Source organism: Rhizobacter sp. SG703 (assembly GCF_012275445.1).
Classification (GTDB): domain Bacteria; phylum Pseudomonadota; class Gammaproteobacteria; order Burkholderiales; family Burkholderiaceae_C; genus Rhizobacter.
Map to the genome: position 1 here is coordinate 146,944 of NZ_JAAZQK010000013.1, position 18,728 is coordinate 165,671.

At 70.1% G+C, this 18,728-nt stretch carries 22 protein-coding genes; 13 read left to right on the forward strand and 9 right to left on the reverse strand.

The features are described 5' to 3' along the window. Nucleotides 1-5: 5 nt before the first annotated feature. Complete coding sequence (locus tag FHT26_RS24985; protein WP_168562799.1) at nucleotides 6-1,262, reverse strand: cystathionine gamma-synthase family protein; 1,257 nt, start codon at nucleotides 1,260-1,262, stop codon at nucleotides 6-8. A 26-nt stretch (nucleotides 1,263-1,288) separates the two neighbouring features. Between FHT26_RS24985 and FHT26_RS24990 the strand changes: the two genes are divergently transcribed. The 5 genes from FHT26_RS24990 to FHT26_RS25010 all read left to right on the forward strand — a co-directional run bounded on the left by FHT26_RS24990 (nucleotide 1,289) and on the right by FHT26_RS25010 (nucleotide 5,170). Continuing rightward, a complete protein-coding gene (locus FHT26_RS24990) occupies nucleotides 1,289-3,244 on the forward strand; it encodes an ABC-F family ATP-binding cassette domain-containing protein (RefSeq protein WP_168562800.1) in 1,956 nt (651 codons plus the stop codon). A 75-nt stretch (nucleotides 3,245-3,319) separates the two neighbouring features. Beyond that, nucleotides 3,320-3,682 carry a hypothetical protein gene (locus FHT26_RS24995; protein ID WP_168562801.1) on the forward strand — a complete coding sequence of 121 codons (363 nt, stop codon included), beginning with the start codon at nucleotides 3,320-3,322 and terminating at the stop codon, nucleotides 3,680-3,682. A gap of 8 nt (nucleotides 3,683-3,690) precedes the next feature. Further along, nucleotides 3,691-4,038 (forward strand): hypothetical protein, encoded by a 348-nt coding sequence (locus FHT26_RS25000; RefSeq protein WP_168562802.1) that lies wholly within the window; start codon nucleotides 3,691-3,693, stop codon nucleotides 4,036-4,038. Nucleotides 4,039-4,157: 119 nt separating this feature from the next. Next, nucleotides 4,158-4,676 (forward strand): MarR family winged helix-turn-helix transcriptional regulator, encoded by a 519-nt coding sequence (locus tag FHT26_RS25005; RefSeq protein ID WP_168562803.1) that lies wholly within the window; start codon nucleotides 4,158-4,160, stop codon nucleotides 4,674-4,676. A 68-nt stretch (nucleotides 4,677-4,744) separates the two neighbouring features. Next, a complete protein-coding gene (locus FHT26_RS25010; RefSeq protein ID WP_168562804.1) occupies nucleotides 4,745-5,170 on the forward strand; it encodes an organic hydroperoxide resistance protein in 426 nt (141 codons plus the stop codon). Between the two features lie 68 nt (nucleotides 5,171-5,238). Here FHT26_RS25010 and FHT26_RS25015 read toward each other — a convergent pair whose 3' ends face one another. Next, nucleotides 5,239-5,877 carry a TetR/AcrR family transcriptional regulator gene (locus tag FHT26_RS25015; protein ID WP_168562805.1) on the reverse strand — a complete coding sequence of 213 codons (639 nt, stop codon included), beginning with the start codon at nucleotides 5,875-5,877 and terminating at the stop codon, nucleotides 5,239-5,241. Between the two features lie 55 nt (nucleotides 5,878-5,932). Here FHT26_RS25015 and FHT26_RS25020 point away from each other — a divergent pair, with 55 nt between their 5' ends. Next, a complete protein-coding gene (locus tag FHT26_RS25020) occupies nucleotides 5,933-7,426 on the forward strand; it encodes an FAD-dependent monooxygenase (protein WP_168562806.1) in 1,494 nt (497 codons plus the stop codon). Here FHT26_RS25020 and FHT26_RS25025 read toward each other — a convergent pair. Next, nucleotides 7,423-8,367: an asparaginase gene (locus tag FHT26_RS25025; protein WP_168562807.1), complete on the reverse strand. Its 945-nt coding sequence runs from the start codon at nucleotides 8,365-8,367 to the stop codon at nucleotides 7,423-7,425. The genes FHT26_RS25020 and FHT26_RS25025 overlap by 4 nt on opposite strands. 91 nt (nucleotides 8,368-8,458) lie before the next feature. On the opposite strand from FHT26_RS25025, the gene lexA reads away from it, so the two are divergent. The 3 genes from lexA to FHT26_RS25040 are packed head-to-tail and all read left to right on the forward strand — an operon-like array spanning nucleotide 8,459 to nucleotide 10,020. Next, the gene (gene lexA, locus FHT26_RS25030; RefSeq protein WP_056807832.1) at nucleotides 8,459-9,136 is read left to right on the forward strand and encodes a transcriptional repressor LexA; all 678 of its coding nucleotides are present in this window, start codon (nucleotides 8,459-8,461) and stop codon (nucleotides 9,134-9,136) included. Nucleotides 9,137-9,150: 14 nt separating this feature from the next. Then, nucleotides 9,151-9,447: a helix-hairpin-helix domain-containing protein gene (locus FHT26_RS25035; RefSeq protein ID WP_349238220.1), complete on the forward strand. Its 297-nt coding sequence runs from the start codon at nucleotides 9,151-9,153 to the stop codon at nucleotides 9,445-9,447. A gap of 24 nt (nucleotides 9,448-9,471) precedes the next feature. Next, entirely contained in the window at nucleotides 9,472-10,020 is a 549-nt protein-coding gene (locus FHT26_RS25040) for a cysteine hydrolase family protein (protein WP_168562808.1), read from the forward strand. A gap of 46 nt (nucleotides 10,021-10,066) precedes the next feature. Here FHT26_RS25040 and FHT26_RS25045 read toward each other — a convergent pair whose 3' ends face one another. Continuing rightward, on the reverse strand, nucleotides 10,067-12,481 hold the full coding sequence (locus tag FHT26_RS25045; protein ID WP_168562809.1) for a penicillin acylase family protein: 2,415 nt from the start codon (nucleotides 12,479-12,481) through the stop codon (nucleotides 10,067-10,069). A gap of 173 nt (nucleotides 12,482-12,654) precedes the next feature. Here FHT26_RS25045 and FHT26_RS25050 point away from each other — a divergent pair, with 173 nt between their 5' ends. Beyond that, nucleotides 12,655-12,984 carry a hypothetical protein gene (locus FHT26_RS25050; protein WP_168562810.1) on the forward strand — a complete coding sequence of 110 codons (330 nt, stop codon included), beginning with the start codon at nucleotides 12,655-12,657 and terminating at the stop codon, nucleotides 12,982-12,984. 145 nt (nucleotides 12,985-13,129) lie between these two features. Here FHT26_RS25050 and FHT26_RS25055 read toward each other — a convergent pair whose 3' ends face one another. Further along, nucleotides 13,130-13,642: a DUF1993 domain-containing protein gene (locus tag FHT26_RS25055; protein ID WP_168562811.1), complete on the reverse strand. Its 513-nt coding sequence runs from the start codon at nucleotides 13,640-13,642 to the stop codon at nucleotides 13,130-13,132. A gap of 114 nt (nucleotides 13,643-13,756) precedes the next feature. Here FHT26_RS25055 and FHT26_RS25060 point away from each other — a divergent pair, with 114 nt between their 5' ends. The 3 genes from FHT26_RS25060 to FHT26_RS25070 all read left to right on the forward strand — a co-directional run bounded on the left by FHT26_RS25060 (nucleotide 13,757) and on the right by FHT26_RS25070 (nucleotide 16,004). Continuing rightward, entirely contained in the window at nucleotides 13,757-14,764 is a 1,008-nt protein-coding gene (locus FHT26_RS25060; protein ID WP_168562812.1) for an NAD(P)-dependent oxidoreductase, read from the forward strand. 45 nt (nucleotides 14,765-14,809) lie between these two features. Beyond that, the gene (locus tag FHT26_RS25065) at nucleotides 14,810-15,382 is read left to right on the forward strand and encodes a chromate transporter (protein WP_168562813.1); all 573 of its coding nucleotides are present in this window, start codon (nucleotides 14,810-14,812) and stop codon (nucleotides 15,380-15,382) included. Nucleotides 15,383-15,452: 70 nt separating this feature from the next. Continuing rightward, nucleotides 15,453-16,004: a chromate transporter gene (locus FHT26_RS25070; RefSeq protein WP_282597202.1), complete on the forward strand. Its 552-nt coding sequence runs from the start codon at nucleotides 15,453-15,455 to the stop codon at nucleotides 16,002-16,004. A gap of 63 nt (nucleotides 16,005-16,067) precedes the next feature. Here FHT26_RS25070 and FHT26_RS25075 read toward each other — a convergent pair whose 3' ends face one another. The 4 genes from FHT26_RS25075 to FHT26_RS25090 all read right to left on the reverse strand — a co-directional run bounded on the left by FHT26_RS25075 (nucleotide 16,068) and on the right by FHT26_RS25090 (nucleotide 18,719). Beyond that, a complete protein-coding gene (locus FHT26_RS25075) occupies nucleotides 16,068-16,523 on the reverse strand; it encodes a DUF302 domain-containing protein (protein ID WP_157598294.1) in 456 nt (151 codons plus the stop codon). 236 nt (nucleotides 16,524-16,759) lie between these two features. Continuing rightward, on the reverse strand, nucleotides 16,760-17,386 hold the full coding sequence (upp, locus tag FHT26_RS25080) for a uracil phosphoribosyltransferase (RefSeq protein WP_056807849.1): 627 nt from the start codon (nucleotides 17,384-17,386) through the stop codon (nucleotides 16,760-16,762). A 21-nt stretch (nucleotides 17,387-17,407) separates the two neighbouring features. Next, nucleotides 17,408-18,151 carry a 23S rRNA (guanosine(2251)-2'-O)-methyltransferase RlmB gene (gene rlmB, locus FHT26_RS25085; protein WP_168562814.1) on the reverse strand — a complete coding sequence of 248 codons (744 nt, stop codon included), beginning with the start codon at nucleotides 18,149-18,151 and terminating at the stop codon, nucleotides 17,408-17,410. A 205-nt stretch (nucleotides 18,152-18,356) separates the two neighbouring features. After that, nucleotides 18,357-18,719, reverse strand: a complete 363-nt coding sequence (locus FHT26_RS25090) for a response regulator (RefSeq protein ID WP_168562815.1) — start codon at nucleotides 18,717-18,719, stop codon at nucleotides 18,357-18,359. Nucleotides 18,720-18,728 lie beyond the last annotated feature (9 nt).

Sequence of the window (18,728 nt, forward strand, 5' to 3'; positions counted from 1 at the left end):
GCGCCTCAGGCGGCCACGGACGTTGCCTGCAACGCGCGTTCGAAATCCGCGCGCAGATCCTCATGGTCTTCAATCCCCACCGACACGCGGATCAGCGAATCCGCGATGCCCATCGCCTGCCGCCGCTGCGCGCCCATCTCCCAGAAGATGGTGTGCGCGACGGGGATCGCGAGCGTGCGGTTGTCGCCCAGGTGGCTGGACTTGATGACCACGGCGAGCGCGTCGAGGAAGGCCAGGCAGTCGCGCGCATCGTCGAGCTCGAAGCTCATCAGCGCGCCGCCCGCCTTGAACCAGCGCTTCGCGTTGGCGTGCTGCGGGTGCGTCTCGAGCCCGGGGTGGTTGACCCGCTTGACGCCCGGCTGCGCGGCCAGCCAGGTGGCCAGGCGCAGCGCGTTGTCGCAGGCGCGGTCCATGCGCAGCGCGAGCGTCTCGGCGCCGGTGGCGATGCGGTGCGCCGCATCGGCCGCGAGCGTCGCGCCGATGTCGCGCAGCCCGCGCTTGCGGATCTGCAGCAGGCCCCAGCCGCGCGGTTCGCCCTTCTTGTACGGCTCGGCGATGTTGGCGAAGCGGCTCCAGTCGAACACGCCGGTGTCGGTGACCGCGCCGCCCAGCGCGTTGCCGTGGCCGCCGATCGACTTGGTCAGCGAATTGACGACCAGCCCCGCGCCCACCGTCTTCGGGCGGAACAGGTAGGGCGTCGTCATCGTGTTGTCGACCACGTACAGCAGCCCGCGCTCGCTGCACAGCCGGCCGATGGCTTCCAGGTCGGCGACCTGCGTGCCGGGGTTCGCGATGGTCTCGACGAACACCAGCCGCGTGCGCGGCGTGATCGCGCGTTCGACGTCGGCCGCATCGGTCGCGTCGACCAGCGTCAGCCCGCAGCCCAGGCCTTCGAGCGTGTTCAGCAGGCTGGCGGTGTTGCCGAACAGGAAGCGGCTCGCGACGATGTGGTCGTCGCGCTTCAGCAGCGCCAACATCAACGACGCAATGGCCGCCATGCCGGTCGCGAAGCTGACCGTGCCGACGCCGTCTTCCAGCAGCGTCAGCTTGGTCTCCAGCGCCACGTTGGTCGGATTGCCCTGGCGCGCGTAGACATGCCCGCTGCGTTCGCCCTTGAAAACCGACACCAGTTCACGCGCCGTGTCGTAGCCGAAGGCCGACGACGGATGCAGCGGCTTGTGCGTGGCACCATGCTCGACGCCGCCGCGGCGATCCGCGTGCAGCAGCCGGGTGGTCAGGCCCTCGGTGGCTTTCTTCTCCATGCTTTTTTCCCGTTGGTGAGTTACCCATGATTGTCATCAAGAACGTCACGCTGCGCCGCGGCACCAAGATCGTGCTGCAGGACGCGAGCGTCACGCTGCAGCCCGGCGAGAAGGTCGGCCTGGTCGGGCGCAACGGCGCCGGCAAGTCCTCGCTGTTCTCGCTGCTGACGCACCGGCTGCAGTCCGATGCCGGCGACGTGTCGATCCCGCCGCGCTGGCTGGTCGGCGAGGTCGCGCAGTCGATGCCGGAAACCGACGATTCGGCCACCGACTACGTGCTCGAAGGCGACACCCGGCTGAATGCCGCGAATGCCGCGCTGGCCGCGGCCGAGGCGGCCGACGACGGCCATGCAATGGCCGAGGCGCACCAGCTGATCGCCGAGGCCGGCGGCTTCGAGGCCCGCCCGCGCGCGCAGGCGCTGCTGATGGGCCTGGGCTTTCGCGTCGACCAGGTCGACGACCCGGTCAACAGCTTCTCGGGCGGCTGGCGCATGCGGCTGCAGCTGGCGCGCGCGCTGATGTGCCCGGCCGACCTGATGCTGCTCGACGAGCCCACGAACCACCTGGACCTCGACGCGCTGGTGTGGCTGGAAGCCTGGCTGCAACGCTACGAGGGCACGATGATCGTGATCAGCCACGACCGCGAGTTCCTCGACGCGATCACCAAGGTGACGCTGCACCTCGACGAGACCCGGCTGACCCGCTACACCGGCAACTACACCGCGTTCGAGGAAATGCGCGCCGAGCGGTTGATGCAGGCGCAGGCCAACTTCGCGAAGCAGCAGGAGCGCATGGCCCACCTGCAGAAGTTCATCGACCGCTTCAAGGCCAAGGCCAGCAAGGCCAAGCAGGCGCAGAGCCGCGTGAAGGCGCTGGCGCGCATGGAGAAGCTCGGGCCGGTGCTGACGAGCAGCGATTTCCAGTTCGAGTTCCGCGAGCCGGTCTCGCTGCCGAACCCGATGCTGGCGTTCTCGGTGATGTCATGCGGCTACGCCGGCGTGCCGATCGTCAGCAACGTGAACCGCTCGGTGCTGGCCGGCCAGCGCATCGGCATCCTCGGGGCCAACGGCCAGGGCAAGTCGACGCTGGTGAAGACCATCGCGAAGGAGATCCCGCTGGTGGCCGGCGAGGTCACCGAGGGCAAGGGGCTGTCGATCGGCTACTTCGCGCAGCAGGAACTCGACGTGCTGTCGCTCGACGACGGCCCGCTGATGCACATGATCCGCCTCGCGCGCGACGTCGGCCCGCAGGCGCGCGAGCAGGAGCTGCGCGACTTCCTCGGCTCGTTCCGCTTCGTCGGCGAGATGGTGACGCAGGCCGTCGGCTCGCTGAGCGGCGGCGAGAAGGCGCGGCTGGTGCTCGCGATGCTGGTGTGGCAGCGCCCCAACCTGCTGCTGCTCGACGAGCCCACCAACCACCTGGACCTGACCACCCGCGAGGCGCTGTCGATGGCGCTGAACGAATTCGAAGGCACGGTGATGCTGGTGAGCCACGACCGCGCGCTGCTGCGCGAGGTGTGCGACGAGTTCTGGCTGGTCACCGGGGGCGCGGTGAAACCCTTCGACGGCGACCTGGACGACTACCAGAAGTGGCTGCTCGAGACCTCGCGCGAGATGGCGAAGGAAGCGCGCGAGGCCGGTTCGGCGAAGGCCAAGGCCAGGAAGGCGGAGGCCGCCGCGGCCGCCGCAGTGGCCAACCCACCGAAGGCCGGCAAGGACGACCGCAAGGCCGGCGCGCAGCAGCGCCAGAAGGCGGCCGAGCAGACCAAGCCGCTGCGCACCGAGCTGGCGACGCTCGAGAAGCGCATCGCGACGCTGACGCAGGAGAAGACCAACATCGCCGAGGCGTCGGGCCGCGCCGACCTGAGCCCGGCGCAGCGCGTCGAGCAGGGCAAGCGGCTGAAGCAGCTGGGCGACGAGCTCGAAGCCGCCGAAGGCCGCTGGCTCGAGGTGACCGGCGAACTCGACGCGCTGGGCGCCTGAGCTTCGCGCCGCCGCACGCGGCTTCCGGTCGCCGGCGCGAACGACGGGGCTCGCCGCCTATCGTCCGTTCCCATGATGGCCCTCCAGAAAGCGCAGACAGGCGACCGGTCCGGCAGCAACGCCGGGCAGCGCAACGGCAGTGCGCGCGTCGCCGAGCCGACCGCCCCGCCGACGGTGAACCCGGCCTTGCTCGGGCGCTTTCGCGCGCTGATCGACGAGGTGACCGACGAGCTGATGCAGGGCCACAGCGGCGACCGCAACAGCTTTCGCGCCGATGCGATCACGCTGCTGATGGCGACGACGAAGGAAGTCGACGGACCGGCCGACGGCGTCGAGAGCCCGCTGAGCTACCTGCTGCGCGAGGAGCAGCAGAAGGCCTCGGCGCTGCTCGGCCAGCCGGCCGAATCCGACCACACGCTCATGTTCATGAAGGTCTGAGGCCCGCGATGTCCATCAACGAGATCAAGCGCCCGCCCTCGCAAGGATTGTCGGGCCCCACGCTGAACCGCCCGGGCCTGCCGTCGCGGACTGCCACGCCGGAGGGCGCGCGCACCCGCGGCAGCAACGCCGCGCGCGATGCGCTGCCGACGCGCGCGCAGTCGCGCTCCACCTCCGGCGCTTCGTCGCGCACCGACACCGCACGGGAGATCGCGTCGAACGTCTGCCAGCTGGTCGACAGCGGCGCGTTGCGCATGCGCGAAAGCGTGACGCCGGCGGTGATGAGTAAGGTCGCGCAGTCGGCGGCCCGCAAGGTGCTGGACCTGTACAAGGCCTTTCCACAGCTGGCTGCGTAGCCGGTGACCCTGCCCGGTTCCACCCTACGCGTGCGGTCTAGCCCACGATCTCCCTGTTGGCTGCTCGACAATTATATTGCTCGCAATCTAATTGCTTGATCGACGATACAGTCTCGTCCATGGTCACGCCCCACCGCCCTCGTCGAACCGGTTCCGCCGCGGTGCCCGCACCGGCCCTGCCCGCCCACATCGACTGGCTGCAGCTCGATAACCAAGTCTGCTTCGCGCTGTATTCCACCTCGCTCGCGATGACCAAGCTGTACAAGCCGCTGCTGGCGCCGCTCGGCCTGACCTACCCGCAGTACCTGGCGTTCCTGGTGCTGTGGGAGCGCGACGGGCTGACGGTGGGCGAGCTCGGCGAGCGGCTGTTCCTCGACTCCGGCACGCTGACGCCGCTGCTCAAGCGCATGGAAGCCGCCGGCTGGCTGCAGCGCCAGCGCGCCGCCGACGACGAGCGCCGCGTGATCGTCAGCCTGACGCCCGAAGGCCGCGCGCTGCGCCAGAAGGCGCGCAGCGTGCCGTCGCAGCTGGCGCAGGCCAGCGGCTGCAGCGTCGGCGAGCTGACCGACCTGACCCAACGCCTGCAGCAGCTGCGCCAGCAGCTGCTGGATGACGCGCCCGATGCGGCGCATGCGTGAACGCTGTATCCCGATTCGCTTTCCCACCCCTCACCCACCCATCCCCCACCCCTGAAGAGGAAGACACCATGAAGCTCGAAAAGACCCTGTACACCGCCCACGCCACCTCCACCGGCGGCCGCGAAGGCACCTCGAAATCATCCGACGGCGTGCTCGACCTGCGCCTGACCACGCCGAAGGAACTGGGCGGCAACGGCGCCGTCGGCACCAACCCGGAACAGCTGTTCGCGGCCGGCTACTCGGCCTGCTTCATCGGCGCGATGAAGGTCGCTGCCGGCCAGCACAAGGTGGCGCTGCCGGCCGACACGTCGATCGCCGCGAGCGTGGGCATCGGCCCGATCCCGCAAGGCTTCGGCATCGAGGTCGCGATGACCATCACGGTGCCGGGCGTCGAGCGCTCGGTCGCGCAGAAGATCGTCGACACGGCGCACCAGATCTGCCCGTACTCGAACGCGACGCGCGGCAACGTGGAAGTGACGCTGACGCTGGCCTGAGCCCCGTCGCCACGGCGCCCTGCGCTTCGGAAAGAACGGCCCCTCGCGGGCCGTTTTTCTTGCGCGCTTCAGGCGTAGGGCGTGCCGGCCATCGCGGCGTTCAGGCCCAGGGTTCCCTTGTCGACGAGGGCGAGGAAGAGCGCCGTCGCCTGCGCCGCATCCTGTGTCTCGCGGAAGCTCCGGTGCGCCTGGATCAGCGCCGCGGTCCAGACTGCCAGCAGCAGGCCGCCGGCCAGGTGCGCGGCCGGGTCGGCGGCGTCCCGCCCCGCGGAGTCGGCCAGCGCTTCGGTGACGACCTGCGCGATCTCGTCGCGGATCGCCCGTGCCCGGGCCTTCAGCGTGTCGCTGCCCTCGATGGTCGCGACGAAGCCCTGGCTGTCCATCGAAAACTCGAGGTACGGGCTGCATTCCTCGACCAGCCGGTGCGCCAGCCGGCGCAGCGCCTCGACCGGCGTGACGCCCGGATCGCGCTGCCGCAACGCGTCGCGAAACGCCTCGCGGACCTCTTCGTCGCGGTCGAAGAACATGTCTTCCTTGCGCGGGAAGTGGTTGAACACCGTCATCCGCCCGACGTCGGCGGCGGCGGCGATCTCGTCCACCGTCACCCGGTCGAAGCCGCGCTCCAGGAACAGGCGCGTCGCGGCGTTGGAGATGACCTGCCGCGTGGCCAGGCGCTTTCGGGATCGCAGGTCGGTCGGGATTGACATGGCTTTATTGTACTGAGTACATTTACTATACTCAGTACATTTTTGGATGAAGTCCATGGACGAATCGGTGGATGTGGTGGTGGTCGGAGCGGGGCCGGTCGGGCTGCTGACAGCCATCGAGCTGCGCGTGGGCGGCGCGCGCGTGCTGGTGCTGGAGCGGCTGGCCGCCCCGAGCTCGGCGATCAAGGCGATGTCGGTCGGACCGCTCGGCAGCGAAGCGCTGGCGCGCCGCGGGATGGGCGCAGCCCTCGACGCGGCCGAGGCACGCAGCGTCGCGGCAATGCAGGCATTCGCCGCACTGCCCGGTGCGGCGGCGCGCGGGCCGGGGTCGAAATTCAGCGGCCACTTCGCCGGCCTGGCGCTGATCCGCAAGGACGCGCAGAAGGAGCCGCAGCGCCGTGCCCGGCCGGTCGACCAGCAGCGCGTCGAGGCGATGCTGGCCGACCGTGCCGATGCACTCGGCATCGACGTGCGCCGCGGCTGCGAGGTCATCGGCGTCGAGCAGCAACCGGATGGCGTCGACGTGCGCTGGGCTTCGGCAACCGGCACCGGCGCGCTGCGCTGCGGCTGGCTCGTCGGCTGCGATGGCGGGCGCAGCCGCGTCCGCAAATTGGCCGGCTTCGCATTCCCCGGCACGGCGCCGACCTCGACGCTCTACCAGGCGATCGCCGAGATCGACCACCCCGACCGCCTGCTGCCCGTCGGCTGGCATCGCACCCCGGGCGGCGTGTTCTCGCACGGGCCGGCGCCGGGCCGCCTGTTCATGCTCGACTTCAGCGGCCCGCCCGAAGACCGCGAGGCCGCCGTCACGCGCGACGAGATCGAAGCGGTGTTGCGCCGCATCAGCGGGCAGGACGTGCGCGTCAACGCGCTCGACAGCGGCAGCCGCTGGGCCGACAACACGCGGCTGGCCGACACCTATCGCCACGGCCGGGTGCTGCTGGCCGGCGATGCGGCGCACGTCCATTCGCCGTTCGGCGGGCAGGGGCTGAGCCTCGGGCTCGTCGATGCGGCGAACCTCGGCTGGAAGCTCGCAGCCGTCGTCCGCGGCGAGATGCCCGAACGCCTGCTCGACACCTACACCGCCGAGCGCCGCCCCGCGGCCGCAGCGGTGCTGGCGAACACGCTGGCGCAGGTCGCGATCCTGCGGCCCGATCCGCAGGCGGGTGCGATGCGGGACCTGGTCGCGAAGCTGATGGACTTCGACAACGTCAATCGCGTCATCGGCGAGATGATGAGCGGCCTGTCGACCCGCTACGAGCTCGGGTCGGCGCGCGACGAGGTCGGCCGGATGATCGGCGATGCGTCGCTGGTCGCGCTGATGCAGGACGGCCGCGGCGTGCTGCTCGATGCGTCGCCCGGCCGCGAGGCGTCTCGACGCGCGGAAGCGCTGACGCAGCGGGTGCGCTGCGTCGCGGTCGACACCGGGCTGTCGATGCTGGTCCGTCCCGATGCCTGCGTGGCCTGGGCCGGCGACGGGCACGTCTCCGACGGCCTGGACGACGCGCTGCGGCGCTGGTTCGGCCCGGCTCCGGACCGCGCTTCCTAGTCGGCCAGCAGCTGCAGCAGCAGCTCGATGCGCGCCTGGTACGGCGAGCGCTCGCCGCCGGCCGGCAGCACATCGTCCGGCTGCGCGAACACCGGGCCGCCGGCCACGCGGCTGCAGCGCAGCACCCGCACGCCGGCCGAGCGGGCGCGCAGCAACGCCGATTCCAGCGCGTGGTGAACGGTGCCGTGGCCGGTGCCGGCGACCACGATGCCACGCGTGCCCCGCTCGACCAGCGCATCGACCAGCACGCCGTCGACGCCTGCGTGGCTCAGCACGATGTCGACGCGCGGCCACGCCGGCCCGTCGACCAGCCGGCCCGCCAGCGCGGCGGCCAGCGGCTCGCCGGCCGGCCACGGGCGGAACAGCCGCAGCCGCCCTTCCTCGATGCGGCCGACCGGGCCGGCATCGCCCGACTCGAAGGCCTCGATCCGATAGGTATGGACCTTGCGCACATCGGCCGCGCCATGCACCACGCCGCCGAGCACCGCGAGCACGCCGCGCGCGCCGGGATGCTGCGCGACGGTCACCGCATCGAGCAGGTTCTGCGGTCCGTCGGGCTGCAGCGAGGTGGCCGGCCGCATCGCAGCGGTCAGCACCACCGGCTTGCCGGGCGCAAGCACCCGCTGCAGCAGCCACGCGGTCTCCTCCAGCGTGTCGGTGCCATGCGTGACGACGACGCCGGCCACCTCCGGCCGCGCCAGGTGGTGGGCCAGCCGGCGCAGCAGTGCGCGCCACACGTCGTCGCTCATGTCCTTGCTGTCGACCTGGGCGACCTGCTCGGGCTCGAGCGGCACCGCGGCGAGCGCCGGCACCGCCTTCACCAGTTGCGCGACGCCGAGCTGCGCCGCGGTGTAGCCGATGTTGTCGCCTGGCGCGGTCGAGATGCCGGCGATGGTGCCGCCGGTGCCGAGCACGACGATGGTCTGGTCAGTTCTTTGCATTTTTCACGAAGCTGGATAAAAATACAGTCACTGGATGGATGTTCAGTCCGCGGCCGCTGCGCCGCGCGAATCCGCAACCCGAGGCCCCGCGATGAACGAAACCCCGAAGCTCACCGACCGCCAGCAGCAGATCCTCGACCTGGTGCAGAGCGCGATCGAGCGCACCGGCGCACCGCCGACCCGCGCCGAAATCGCGAACGAGCTCGGCTTCAAGTCGGCCAACGCCGCCGAGGAACATCTGCAGGCGCTGGCCCGCAAGGGCGTCATCGAACTGGTGGGGGGCACCTCGCGGGGCATCCGTCTGCAGTCTGACACATTGCGTGCGCTGAACCAGAGCCGCGGCAAGCAGTTCAGCCTGCCGCTGCCCAGCCTGTCGCAACTCACGCTGCCGCTGGTCGGGCGCGTCGCGGCCGGCAGCCCGATCCTCGCGCAGGAGCACATCGACCAGACCTACCTGATGGAAGCCAGCCTGTTCGCCCGCCGGCCCGACTTCCTGCTGAAGGTGCGTGGCATGAGCATGCGCGACGCCGGCATCATGGACGGCGACCTGCTCGCGGTGCAGAAGGCCAAGGACGCGAAGAACGGCCAGATCGTCGTCGCGCGGCTCGGCGACGAAGTCACCGTGAAGCGCTTCAAGCGCACCCGCACCAGCATCGAGCTGCTGCCGGAGAACCCCGATTTCGAGCCGATCGTCGTGCCGTTCGGCGACGTCGACTTCGAACTCGAGGGGCTGGCGGTCGGGTTGATCCGCAACAACATGCTGGTGTGACGGAGGCTGCCGTGGTGATCAAGGCTCCCAAGGCGGCCAGTGCCGCCGAATGCAAGTCGCTCGAACAACTGCCCAACATCGGCCCGGCGCTGGCCGCCGACCTGCGGCTGATCGGCATCGAGGCGCCGCAAGACCTGCGCGGCAAGGATGCGTTCGTGCTGTACCAGCGGCTGTGCGCGATCACCGGCGAGCGCCACGACCCCTGCGTGCTCGACACCTTCATGGCCGCCACCGATTTCATGGGCGGTGCCCCCGCCGCGCCGTGGTGGGCCTACACCGCGCAACGCAAGGCCTTGTTCGGCCAGGTGTGACCTGACGCCGTGGGAGAAGACCTGATGGCCGTCGACAAGACACAAGCGCTGCTGGTGATCGACCTGCAGACCGGCGCCTTCGACGGCGTCAAGTGCGACCCGATCGACGCAGGCGATCGCCTGCTCGACCGCGCCGCCGAGTTGCTGGACGCGGCACGCGCGGCCGGCCTGCCGGTACTGCATGTGCAGCACGGTGAACCGCAGGGCGTGCTGGTGAAGGGCACGCCGCAATGGCAACTGCACCCCGCCGTCGCAGCGCTGCCCGGTGAGGCCTGCGTCGAGAAGCAGGCCTGGAGCGCGTTCGAGAACACCGCACTCGATGCGCTGCTGCGCGAATCCGGCGTCCGCCGGCTGCTGGTATGCGGGCTGCAGAGCGAGGTCTGCGTCACGCACACCTCGCAGGCCGCCCTCACGCTCGGCTACGAGGTCACGCTCGCGAGCGACGCCCACGGCACCTGGCCCGATGCCACGTCGAGCGCCGACGAGATCATCGCGCGCCAGAACACCGCGCTCGCAGCACTGGGCGCGCAGTTGCAAGGCACGCGCGAAATCGTGGCGCTGCTGTCGCGCTGATCCATGCGGCGCTCCGGCCGGCCCAACCGGCCCGGCGCCCAGGACCTCAGGGTTGCGGCTGCAGCACCAGCGTGTGCTCCGCCACGCCGCCCCACACCGCCACATCCTCGACGCGCGCCCAGCGGTCGACCCAGTTCCGGTACAGCGGCGAGAACACGATGCCCGATTGCCCGCTCGACTGCATGAAGCGCGAGCGGCCTTTGTCGCCGAGGTCGTACAACGCACGCAGCGACGGGCCGTGCTCGTCCAGGTACAGCTCGCCGGTCGTCGCATCGGGCCGCAACCCGACCCGCGACACGTTGACCGTGTAGGTGTCGCCGCCGACCGGCGCACGCAGCTCGAACCAGCGGGCCAGCGCCTTCACCTTGCTGAACGGCCGGTGCTCGGCCCGCGCCTGGTGCGCCCGGCCCCATTGCCAGGCCGAGACATCGGCGCCTTGCGACTGCTGCAACTCGTCGAGCGCCCGCGTGAACGCCGCGTCCACCTGCTGCGCGCAGGTCTCGACCGCCGGCGTCGTCTTGTTGTCGCACCACCAGCCGTCCTGGCGCTCCAGCACGCCTTCCAGCGCCTCGCGGAAGCTGCGGCTGCCGAGCTGCCGCTCGTACAGCGCGCTGCCGAGTTCGTCGCTGAACACCGCCTGCGTCAGCTGCCGCGTCCAGGCCGACAGGATCAGCGGCACGGCGCGGTCGGCCGCCATCGTGCCGTCGAACGACGCCAGCTCGCGCTGCGCGGCCGCGGCCAGCGGGTGGGTCGACACCGCGCGCTTCAGCACCGGCAGCAGCTTCAGTGCCGCCAGCGACAACTGGTCGCGCTGGATCGCCCGCAGGCTGTCGATCGAATGCTTCGGCGTCGCGGCCAGCAGCTGTTCGATGCGCTGGTGGCGGTACGGCGGGGCCCACTCGCTGGTCAGGAAATGCGGGTAGTCCGGCCCGACGATGCGCTGGTTCGCGGTCGCGATCCAGCCGCGCGCAGGATCGACCTCGCGCGGCGTCTCGCCGGCCGGCACGCTGCCGACCCAGTCGTAGCGCGCATCCCAGCCCGGCGCCGGCACCAGGCCCTTCAAGTCATTGGCCGGCCCGCGCACCGGCACGCGCCCGGCCGCCACCATCGCGATGCGGCCCTGCACGTCGGCCACCACCATGCTCTGCATCGGCGCGACGTACTCCGCCGATGCCGCGATGAACTCGTCGACCGAGCGGGCCGCATTGAAACCGATGCCAGCATCGACCGAATCGGCATCCGGGTCGAGCGCCGTCCAGCGCATCGCGAGTGCATAGGTGGGCGCGTTCGGCGCGCCGGTCAGGCCCTCGGTCGGGCCGCCGGCATCGGAGATCACCGGCCCGTGGCGGGTGCGGCGCACCGTCATCGTCACATCGGCATGGCCCTTCACCTTGATCACTTCGGTGCTGTGCTCGAACGCCGCCCAGCCGTCGGGCGTCTGGTACTGGGTGGCGTCGTCGGGGCGGATGCGTTCCAGGTAGAGGTCCTGCACATCGGGCGCGGTATTGGTGAAGCCCCAGGCGACGCGGTCGTTCTGGCCGAGCACGACGATCGGCAACCCCGGCATCGTCGCGCCGGCCACCTGGAAGCCGGGCGCGTCGAGCCGCGCCAGGTACCACAGCGACGGCGCGCTGAGCTTCAGGTGCGGATCGTTCGCGAGCAGCGGCAACCCGCTGTCGGTGTGCGAGCCGGCGACCACCCAGTTGTTGGAGCCGACGCCTTCGACGCCGGACTCGGGCGCCGTCAGCAGCGCCTGGCGGCCGAGCGTGCCGTCCACCTTCAGCCCGCGGAACAGCGCCGCATAGTCGGCGGTCGGCAGCGCCTTCTCGCCGGGGTATGGCGGCAGCAGCTCGTTGATCCGCTCGACCGGCATCTTCAGCGACAAGCGCATGCGCAGCAGCTCGGTCGACCAGTTGCCGCCGAGGTCCCAGGCCATCATCGTCGCCCAGGCGAGGCTGTCGACCGGCGTCCAGCGCTGCGGCTGCAGCCCGAGCAGCACGAACTCCGGCGGCCGCGCCTTCAGCGAGCCCTCCAGGAACGCATTGATGCCGGCGCTGTAGGCCTCGAGTGCATACCGCGTGGCCGGGCTGGCCCGTTCCCACTGCACCTGCGCGGCCCGGCGCACGCCGAGCGCGCGCAGGAAGCGGTCGGTGTCCAGGGCCGGCTCGCCGAAGGCCTCGGCCAGCTGGCCGGCCCCGATGCGGCGGTGCGTCTCGAGCTGCCACAGCCGGTCCTGCGCATGGGCGAAGCCGAGACCGAACATCGCATCCTCGCGCGATGCCGCGTGGATGGTCGGCACGCCTTGCGCGTCACGCTCGATGCGCACCTCGGCCCGCAGGCCTTCGACGCGCTGCTCGCCGTCGACCTGGGGCAACGTGCGCCGCGCATACGTCCACAGCAGCGCTGCCGCCAGCAGCAACACGATCACCAGGCCCAGGGCGCCACGTTTCAGCCATGTCATCGCTCGTTCCCCCTCGTCAGTTCCCGCACAGCGTAGCCGGCGCGATGAACGGCAGGCAGAAGCACCTCATTTCGTGCGATCTGCGTCAGCCACCGCTGTACAGAATGCCGGTGCACCTACACCTGCGCGTGCGTCGGCCGAAAGCCATGCACGTGAAGCCCCAGGCCATCGACATGAAAACCGCACGCTCCTCGTTCGACCTCGACTTCGCCACCCTCCAGAGCATCCCCGGGATGCCGCAGGAGCGCCTGGCCCGCGTTGCGGCACGCCGTGTCTTCGTCGAGATGAAGCAGTGCTTCATGCAATCGGCCGCCGGGCTGCAGGGGGCGTCGGCGGCGCTGCTGAAGCGCCAGCTGCGCATCGCCGGCGACATCGGCGAACTGCTCGAACTGAGCGAGACGCTGCTCGCCGTGCTGCCGCCCGAGGACCGCAAGGCGGTGCGCCGCCAGCTCGACGCCGCGTTCCCGATGGCTGGCCGCGACACCGAATTCGTCCCGCTCTGACAGACCCACCCCCGAAGCGCCTTCAGCGGGCCCCCTCGGGCTGACGCTCTCTCCCCCTCAAGGGGGCGCCGCCAGCGGCCCGGCCAAGCCGGTTCCGCGGCGGCCGCTTGGTGCGTCGGCGTCATACGCCACACATGCGCACCCCTCAGGCGCCGAGGGGACCCAGATAGTCGCTTTTCCCCAGCTCGACGCCGTTGTGGCGCAGCAGCGCGTAGATCATGTTCGTGTGGAAGTAGAAGTTGGGCAGCACGAAGGTGCGCAGGTAGACCTCGCCCTTCAGCGTCAGCGGACCGTCGCGGCGCGGGATCGTCACATCCCTGTCGTCGCTGCCGTCGATCTTCTCGGCGGGGATCGACTCGAGGAAGGCCACCGTCTTCGCTATGCGCTCGCGCAGCTCGGGCAGCGTCGTCTCCACGTCGTCGAACTTCGGCGACTCGATGCCGGCCAGCCGGGCCGCGCCGAACTTCGCCGCATCGCTGGTCATCTGCACCTGCCGCGTGAACGGCAGCATGTCGGGCGACAGGCGCGTGCCGAGCAGCACGCCGATGTCGAACTTCTTCGCCTGCGCATGGGCTTCTGCCTTGTCCAGCCACTTGCCGATGTGGCCGAGGGTTCGCAGGAAGATCGGCACGCTGGCCGAGTACATGGTGAGGGACATCGCGGTCTCCGGATGAGGGCAACAAAAGGGGTGTGGGGGCGGATGCTAGCCTTCCTGGCCACATCCTGCCGGCGTGGGGTGGCGACGCCCCGCCGAGCATGCACAATCAAAGCCGTGAACATCATCATCCTCGACGACTACCAAGATGCGGTCCGCAAGCTCAAGTGCGCCCAGCGCCTGGAGCAACTGAATGCCAAGGTGTTCACCAACACCGTCAAGGGCATCGGCCAGCTGGCGGTGCGCCTGCGCGACGCCGAAGTGCTGGTGCTGATCCGCGAACGCACCCAGTTCCCGCGCCAGCTGCTCGAAAAGCTGCCGAAGCTGAAGCTGATCTCGCAGACCGGCCGCGTCGGCTCGCACATCGACCTCGAGACCTGCACGCGGCTGGGCATCGCGGTGGCCGAAGGCGTCGGCTCGCCGGTCGCGCCGGCCGAACTGACCTGGGCGCTGATCATGGCGGCGATGCGCCGGCTGCCGCAGTACATCGGCAACCTGAAGCACGGCGCCTGGCAGCAGTCGGGCCTCAAATCGGCGTCGATGCCGCCGAACTTCGGGCTCGGCATGGTGCTGAAGGGCAAGACGCTCGGCCTGTGGGGCTACGGCAAGATCGGGCAGATGGTGGCCGGCTACGGCCGGGCCTTCGGCATGAATGTCGTCGTCTGGGGCAGCGAAGGCTCGCGCGAGCAGGCGCGGGCCGACGGGCACCACGCGGCCGATTCGCGCGAGGCCTTCTTCGAGACCTGCGACGTACTGTCGCTGCACCTGCGGCTGGTCGACGAGACCCGCGGCATCGTCACCACCGACGACCTGGCCCGCATGAAACCGACCGCGCTGCTGGTCAACACCTCGCGCGCCGAGCTGGTCGAGGAAGGCGCGCTGGTGTCGGCGCTGAACCGCGGCCGCCCCGGCATGGCGGCGGTCGACGTGTTCGAGAGCGAGCCGATCCTGCAGGGCCACCCGCTGCTGCGGCTCGAGAACGCGGTCTGCACGCCGCACATCGGCTACGTGGAGCAGGACAGCTACGAGCTCTACTTCAGCGCCGCCTTCGACAACGTCGTCAACTTCATCAACGGCACACCGACCCGGTTGGTGAACCCCGAAGCGATGCGGGTCATCCGTTGAGCCCGCAGGCCGCCGCCGACGCTCCCCGCCCACCGGTGTTCCGCGATGCCTGACACCGAGCTTGCGCTGCGCCAGCCGGGTTCGCTTCGCGAGCTGTTCCGCGTCTTCAACCGCCTTGCGCTGCAAGGCTTCGGCGGCGTGCTGGCGGTTGCGCAGCGCGAACTGGTGGAGCGCGAGCGCTGGCTCGGCCGCGACGAGTTCGTCGAGATCCTGTCGGTCGCCCAGGTGCTGCCGGGGCCGAACATCGTGAACCTGTCGCTGATGATCGGCGACCGTTTCTTCGGGCTGCGCGGCGCGTTCACCGCGCTGGCCGGCATGCTGCTCGCGCCGCTCGTCATCGTGCTGCTGCTGGCCGCGCTGTATGCACGGGCCGCGCAGCACCCGATGGTCAGCGGCGCGTTGCGCGGCATGGGCGCGGTGTCGGCCGGGCTGATCATCGCGACCGGGCTGAAGCTGGCGACCAGCCTGAAGCGCAACGAGATGGGCTTGCCGCTCAGCCTGGCGATCGGCGCCTGCACCTTCGTGATGGTCGCGCTGATGCGCTGGCCGTTGGTCTGGGTGCTGGCCGGGCTGGGTTCGCTGGGGATCGCGGCCGCCTGGTGGAGGCTGCGCCGATGAGCACCGCACGGTCGTTCCGAAGGTGCTCGCTCCCCCTCGGGGGGACTGCCCGCAGGGCAAAGGGGGTCGGTTGAACGAGCTTGGGCTGCACGGGCTGAGCGCCGGCGACCTGTTCGCGCTGTTCAGCCATTTCCTGATGCTGAGCCTGCTGGCCGTCGGCGGCGCGATCACCACCGCGCCCGACATGCACCGTTACGTGGTCGGCGAGCGGCACTGGCTCAGCGACGACCTGTTCACCGCGTCGGTCGCGCTGGCGCAGGCGGCGCCGGGACCGAACGTGCTCTTCGTCGCGGTGCTCGGCTTCAACGCGGCCGGCCTCGCAGGCGCCGCGGCCACGCTGCTGGGCATCATGCTGCCGTCGACCACGCTCGCGCTGTGGGCGACGCGCTGGAGCCATTCGCGCCGCGACACGCTGGGCGTGCGGGCGTTCAAGACCGGCCTCGCGCCGCTGACGCTCGGCCTGCTGCTGGCCACCGGCTGGATCCTCGCGGACCCGGTGCGCGACCGGCCCGCTGCGATCGTGCTGATCGCCGTCACGGTCGCGGTGATGCTGAAGACGCGTCTGAGCCCGCTGTGGCTGGTCGCACTCGGCGCCATCGTCGGCGCCCTCGGGTGGATCTGAATCCGGGAGCAGCCTTCGCAGTGGACGACGAACCCCGGATCGGCGTCCGGGCGACCGGCCCGATCAGGTCAGCGCTTCGGCCACCAATGCCGGCAGGTCGGCGAGATCGTGCAGCAGTTCCGGCGACAGCCCGTCGGGCAACTCGTCGAGCGCCGCGCCGCGCCACATCACCTCGGTGCTGCCGTTCGCGCCGCGCTGCACCACCACCCGCAACAGCAGGTCGGGCGACGCGTCGGAGCTGGTCATCAACACCGGCGTGCCGCCTTGCGTCGACTCGAACACGATCACCAGGCGCTGGCGCTCGTTGTCTTCGCCGACGCTCTGCTGCAGGCGCACCAGCACCGGCATGCCGTGCCGCTCGGCGCAGGCTTCGATGCGCTGCACGGTCTCGGTCACGCCGAACCGGCTGACGCTGGCACGCGTCAGGCGCTCTTCAGCGCCGAAGGCGCGGGTACCACCCAGGGCTGCGACGATCATCGCGATGCCACCGGTCATCCAGAAACGAAACGGGCTCTTCATCGGGGGTCTCCCTCGGGTCACCGACAGACGATAGGGTTCGAACAGCGGTCCTTCAAGGGTCTGAATGTCACTCAACGTCGCTCCACAGTTAACGACGGTGTCGCGACCGTCACACCGTGCTCAGCACGAACGCAGAGTGTGATCCGAAGCGGTGACGCTTTGGTGAACGGCCCGGGGCCAATAGGGGTATCCAACGAACATTCATGCGGCACTGCAGCACGCTGCAGGCCGCGAATTCACTTGGTTCCGAAGATCTTGTCGCCGGCGTCGCCGAGGCCCGGGATGATGTAGCCCAGCTCGTTCAGGTGGCTGTCGATCGACGCCGTCCAGCAGCGCACGTCGGGGTGGGCTTGCTGCAGTGCGGCAACGCCTTCCGGCGCGGCCACCAGCACCAGCGCGCGGATGTCGGTGCAGCCGCGGCGCTTCAGCAGGTCGATGGTCGCGATCATCGAGCCGGCGGTGGCGAGCATCGGGTCGACGATCAGCGCGGTGCGCTCGTCGAGGTGGCCGACGAACTTCTCGAAGTAATGCTCCGGCTGCAGCGTCTCGTGGTTGCGCGACAGCCCGACCACGCTGACCTTCGCGCTCGGGATCATGTCGAGCACGCCATCGAGCATGCCGAGGCCGGCCCGCAGGATCGGCACCACCGTGACCTTGCGGCCGCTGATCTGGTCGATCTCGACCGGACCGCTCCAGCATTCGATCGTCGTCCGGGTCAAAGGCCAGTCGGCCGTGGCCTCGTAGGCGAGCAGCCGCGCGAGCTCGTGGGTCAGCTCGCGGAACTTCTTGGTCGAGATGTCGGCCTCGCGCAGCAGCCCGATCTTGTGGCGGACGAGCGGGTGGTTGACGGCAATGGTCGGCATGGCGTGCTCCGGTGGGCGATGTCAGTCGGGCTGCTTCATCCGCTGGCGCAGCGCCTCGTACAGGCAGATGCCGCTGGCCACCGAGACGTTCAGGCTCTCGACCGCGCCGCGCATCGGCAGCCGCACCAGCACGTCGCAGGTCTTGCCGGTCAGCTGGCGCATGCCGCTGCCTTCGGCGCCGAGCACCAGCGCGACCGGCCGGGCCAGGTCGATGTCGTACAGCGACTGCTGCGCGTCGTCCGAGGTGCCGACGATCAGGATGTCGCGCTCCTTCAGTTCATTCAAGGTCCGTGCCAGGTTGGTGACCATGAAGTACGGCACCGTGTCGGCCGCGCCGCTGGCCACCTTGGACACGGTGGCGTTGATGCCCACCGCATGGTCCTTCGGCGCGATCACCGCATGCGCGCCGGCGCCGTCGGCCACGCGCAGGCAGGCACCGAGGTTGTGCGGGTCTGTGATGCCGTCGAGCACCAGCAGCAGCGGCTGCTCTTCGACGGCGTCGAGCGTGTCGTCCAGCGAATGGCTCATCGCCATCGCCTCGACCCGAGCGACCACGCCCTGGTGGCGGTGCGTGCCGCACAGCTTCTGCAGCCGGTCGTCGTCGCTGTCGACCAGCTTGGCACCGGCCTCGTTCGCCCGCTCGACGAACTGCCGCATGCGCTGGTCGCGGCGGCTCGCGTCGACGTGGATCTCGAGGATGGACTTCGGCGCGGTCTTCAGCCGCACGGTGACGGCGTGGAAGCCGAACAGGATCTTGTTGCTCATGGAAGTATTGTGCCCCCCGGTCGCCATCGCTCCTGCCTCGCAGGCCGCGCTGGGCCAGAGGCCCAGCTCCTCGCCAGGCACGAACAATCCTCAGGACTGTTCGTGTCCGGGCTCGGCCCCCGAAGGGCGCCACCCGGCGGCCCGGCGAAGCCGGTTCCGCGAGGGGCGTTGCTCGATCGGTCGCGGCCTGTCGGCCGGCTCCGGCCTACGCGAGATGCCGCTGCACCATCCCGACCAGTTCGGCGTAGTCGAAGGGCTTGGCCAGGTAGGCATCGAAGCCGGACCGCAGGATGCGCTCCTCGTCGCCCTTCATCGCCAGCGCCGTCAGCGCGATGATCTTCAGGCCCGCCGTCGCCGGGCTGGCTCGCAGCAGCCGCGTCGCCTCCAGGCCGTCCATGCCGGGCATCTGGATGTCCATCAGCACCAGCTCGGGCAGCTGCTCGCGGGCCAGCCGCACGCCCTCCTCGCCGCCTTCGGCGCAGATCACCTCGTGCCCGCCCTTCTGCAGCACCAGCTGCGCAAGCTTGCGGTTCTGTGCGTTGTCTTCGACGACCAGGATGCGTGCCATGGAGTGTCC

Excerpts from the sequence above, each read along its gene's own strand:
- FHT26_RS25020 (WP_168562806.1), top strand. The coding sequence starts at position 5,933 with ATGGACGAATCGGTGGATGTGGTGGTGGTCGGAGCGGGGCCGGTCGGG.
- FHT26_RS25050 (WP_168562810.1), top strand. The coding sequence starts at position 12,655 with ATGAAAACCGCACGCTCCTCGTTCGACCTCGACTTCGCCACCCTCCAG.
- FHT26_RS24990 (WP_168562800.1), top strand. The coding sequence starts at position 1,289 with ATGATTGTCATCAAGAACGTCACGCTGCGCCGCGGCACCAAGATCGTG.
- lexA (WP_056807832.1), top strand. The coding sequence starts at position 8,459 with ATGAACGAAACCCCGAAGCTCACCGACCGCCAGCAGCAGATCCTCGAC.
- FHT26_RS24985 (WP_168562799.1), bottom strand. The coding sequence starts at position 1,262 with ATGGAGAAGAAAGCCACCGAGGGCCTGACCACCCGGCTGCTGCACGCG.
- FHT26_RS25015 (WP_168562805.1), bottom strand. The coding sequence starts at position 5,877 with ATGTCAATCCCGACCGACCTGCGATCCCGAAAGCGCCTGGCCACGCGG.
- FHT26_RS25075 (WP_157598294.1), bottom strand. The coding sequence starts at position 16,523 with ATGAAGAGCCCGTTTCGTTTCTGGATGACCGGTGGCATCGCGATGATC.
- FHT26_RS25025 (WP_168562807.1), bottom strand. The coding sequence starts at position 8,367 with ATGCAAAGAACTGACCAGACCATCGTCGTGCTCGGCACCGGCGGCACC.
- FHT26_RS25055 (WP_168562811.1), bottom strand. The coding sequence starts at position 13,642 with ATGTCCCTCACCATGTACTCGGCCAGCGTGCCGATCTTCCTGCGAACC.
- FHT26_RS25065 (WP_168562813.1), top strand. The coding sequence starts at position 14,810 with ATGCCTGACACCGAGCTTGCGCTGCGCCAGCCGGGTTCGCTTCGCGAG.
- FHT26_RS25090 (WP_168562815.1), bottom strand. The coding sequence starts at position 18,719 with ATGGCACGCATCCTGGTCGTCGAAGACAACGCACAGAACCGCAAGCTT.
- FHT26_RS25010 (WP_168562804.1), top strand. The coding sequence starts at position 4,745 with ATGAAGCTCGAAAAGACCCTGTACACCGCCCACGCCACCTCCACCGGC.
- FHT26_RS25005 (WP_168562803.1), top strand. The coding sequence starts at position 4,158 with ATGGTCACGCCCCACCGCCCTCGTCGAACCGGTTCCGCCGCGGTGCCC.
- FHT26_RS24995 (WP_168562801.1), top strand. The coding sequence starts at position 3,320 with ATGGCCCTCCAGAAAGCGCAGACAGGCGACCGGTCCGGCAGCAACGCC.
- rlmB (WP_168562814.1), bottom strand. The coding sequence starts at position 18,151 with ATGAGCAACAAGATCCTGTTCGGCTTCCACGCCGTCACCGTGCGGCTG.
- FHT26_RS25045 (WP_168562809.1), bottom strand. The coding sequence starts at position 12,481 with ATGACATGGCTGAAACGTGGCGCCCTGGGCCTGGTGATCGTGTTGCTG.
- FHT26_RS25040 (WP_168562808.1), top strand. The coding sequence starts at position 9,472 with ATGGCCGTCGACAAGACACAAGCGCTGCTGGTGATCGACCTGCAGACC.
- upp (WP_056807849.1), bottom strand. The coding sequence starts at position 17,386 with ATGCCGACCATTGCCGTCAACCACCCGCTCGTCCGCCACAAGATCGGG.
- FHT26_RS25000 (WP_168562802.1), top strand. The coding sequence starts at position 3,691 with ATGTCCATCAACGAGATCAAGCGCCCGCCCTCGCAAGGATTGTCGGGC.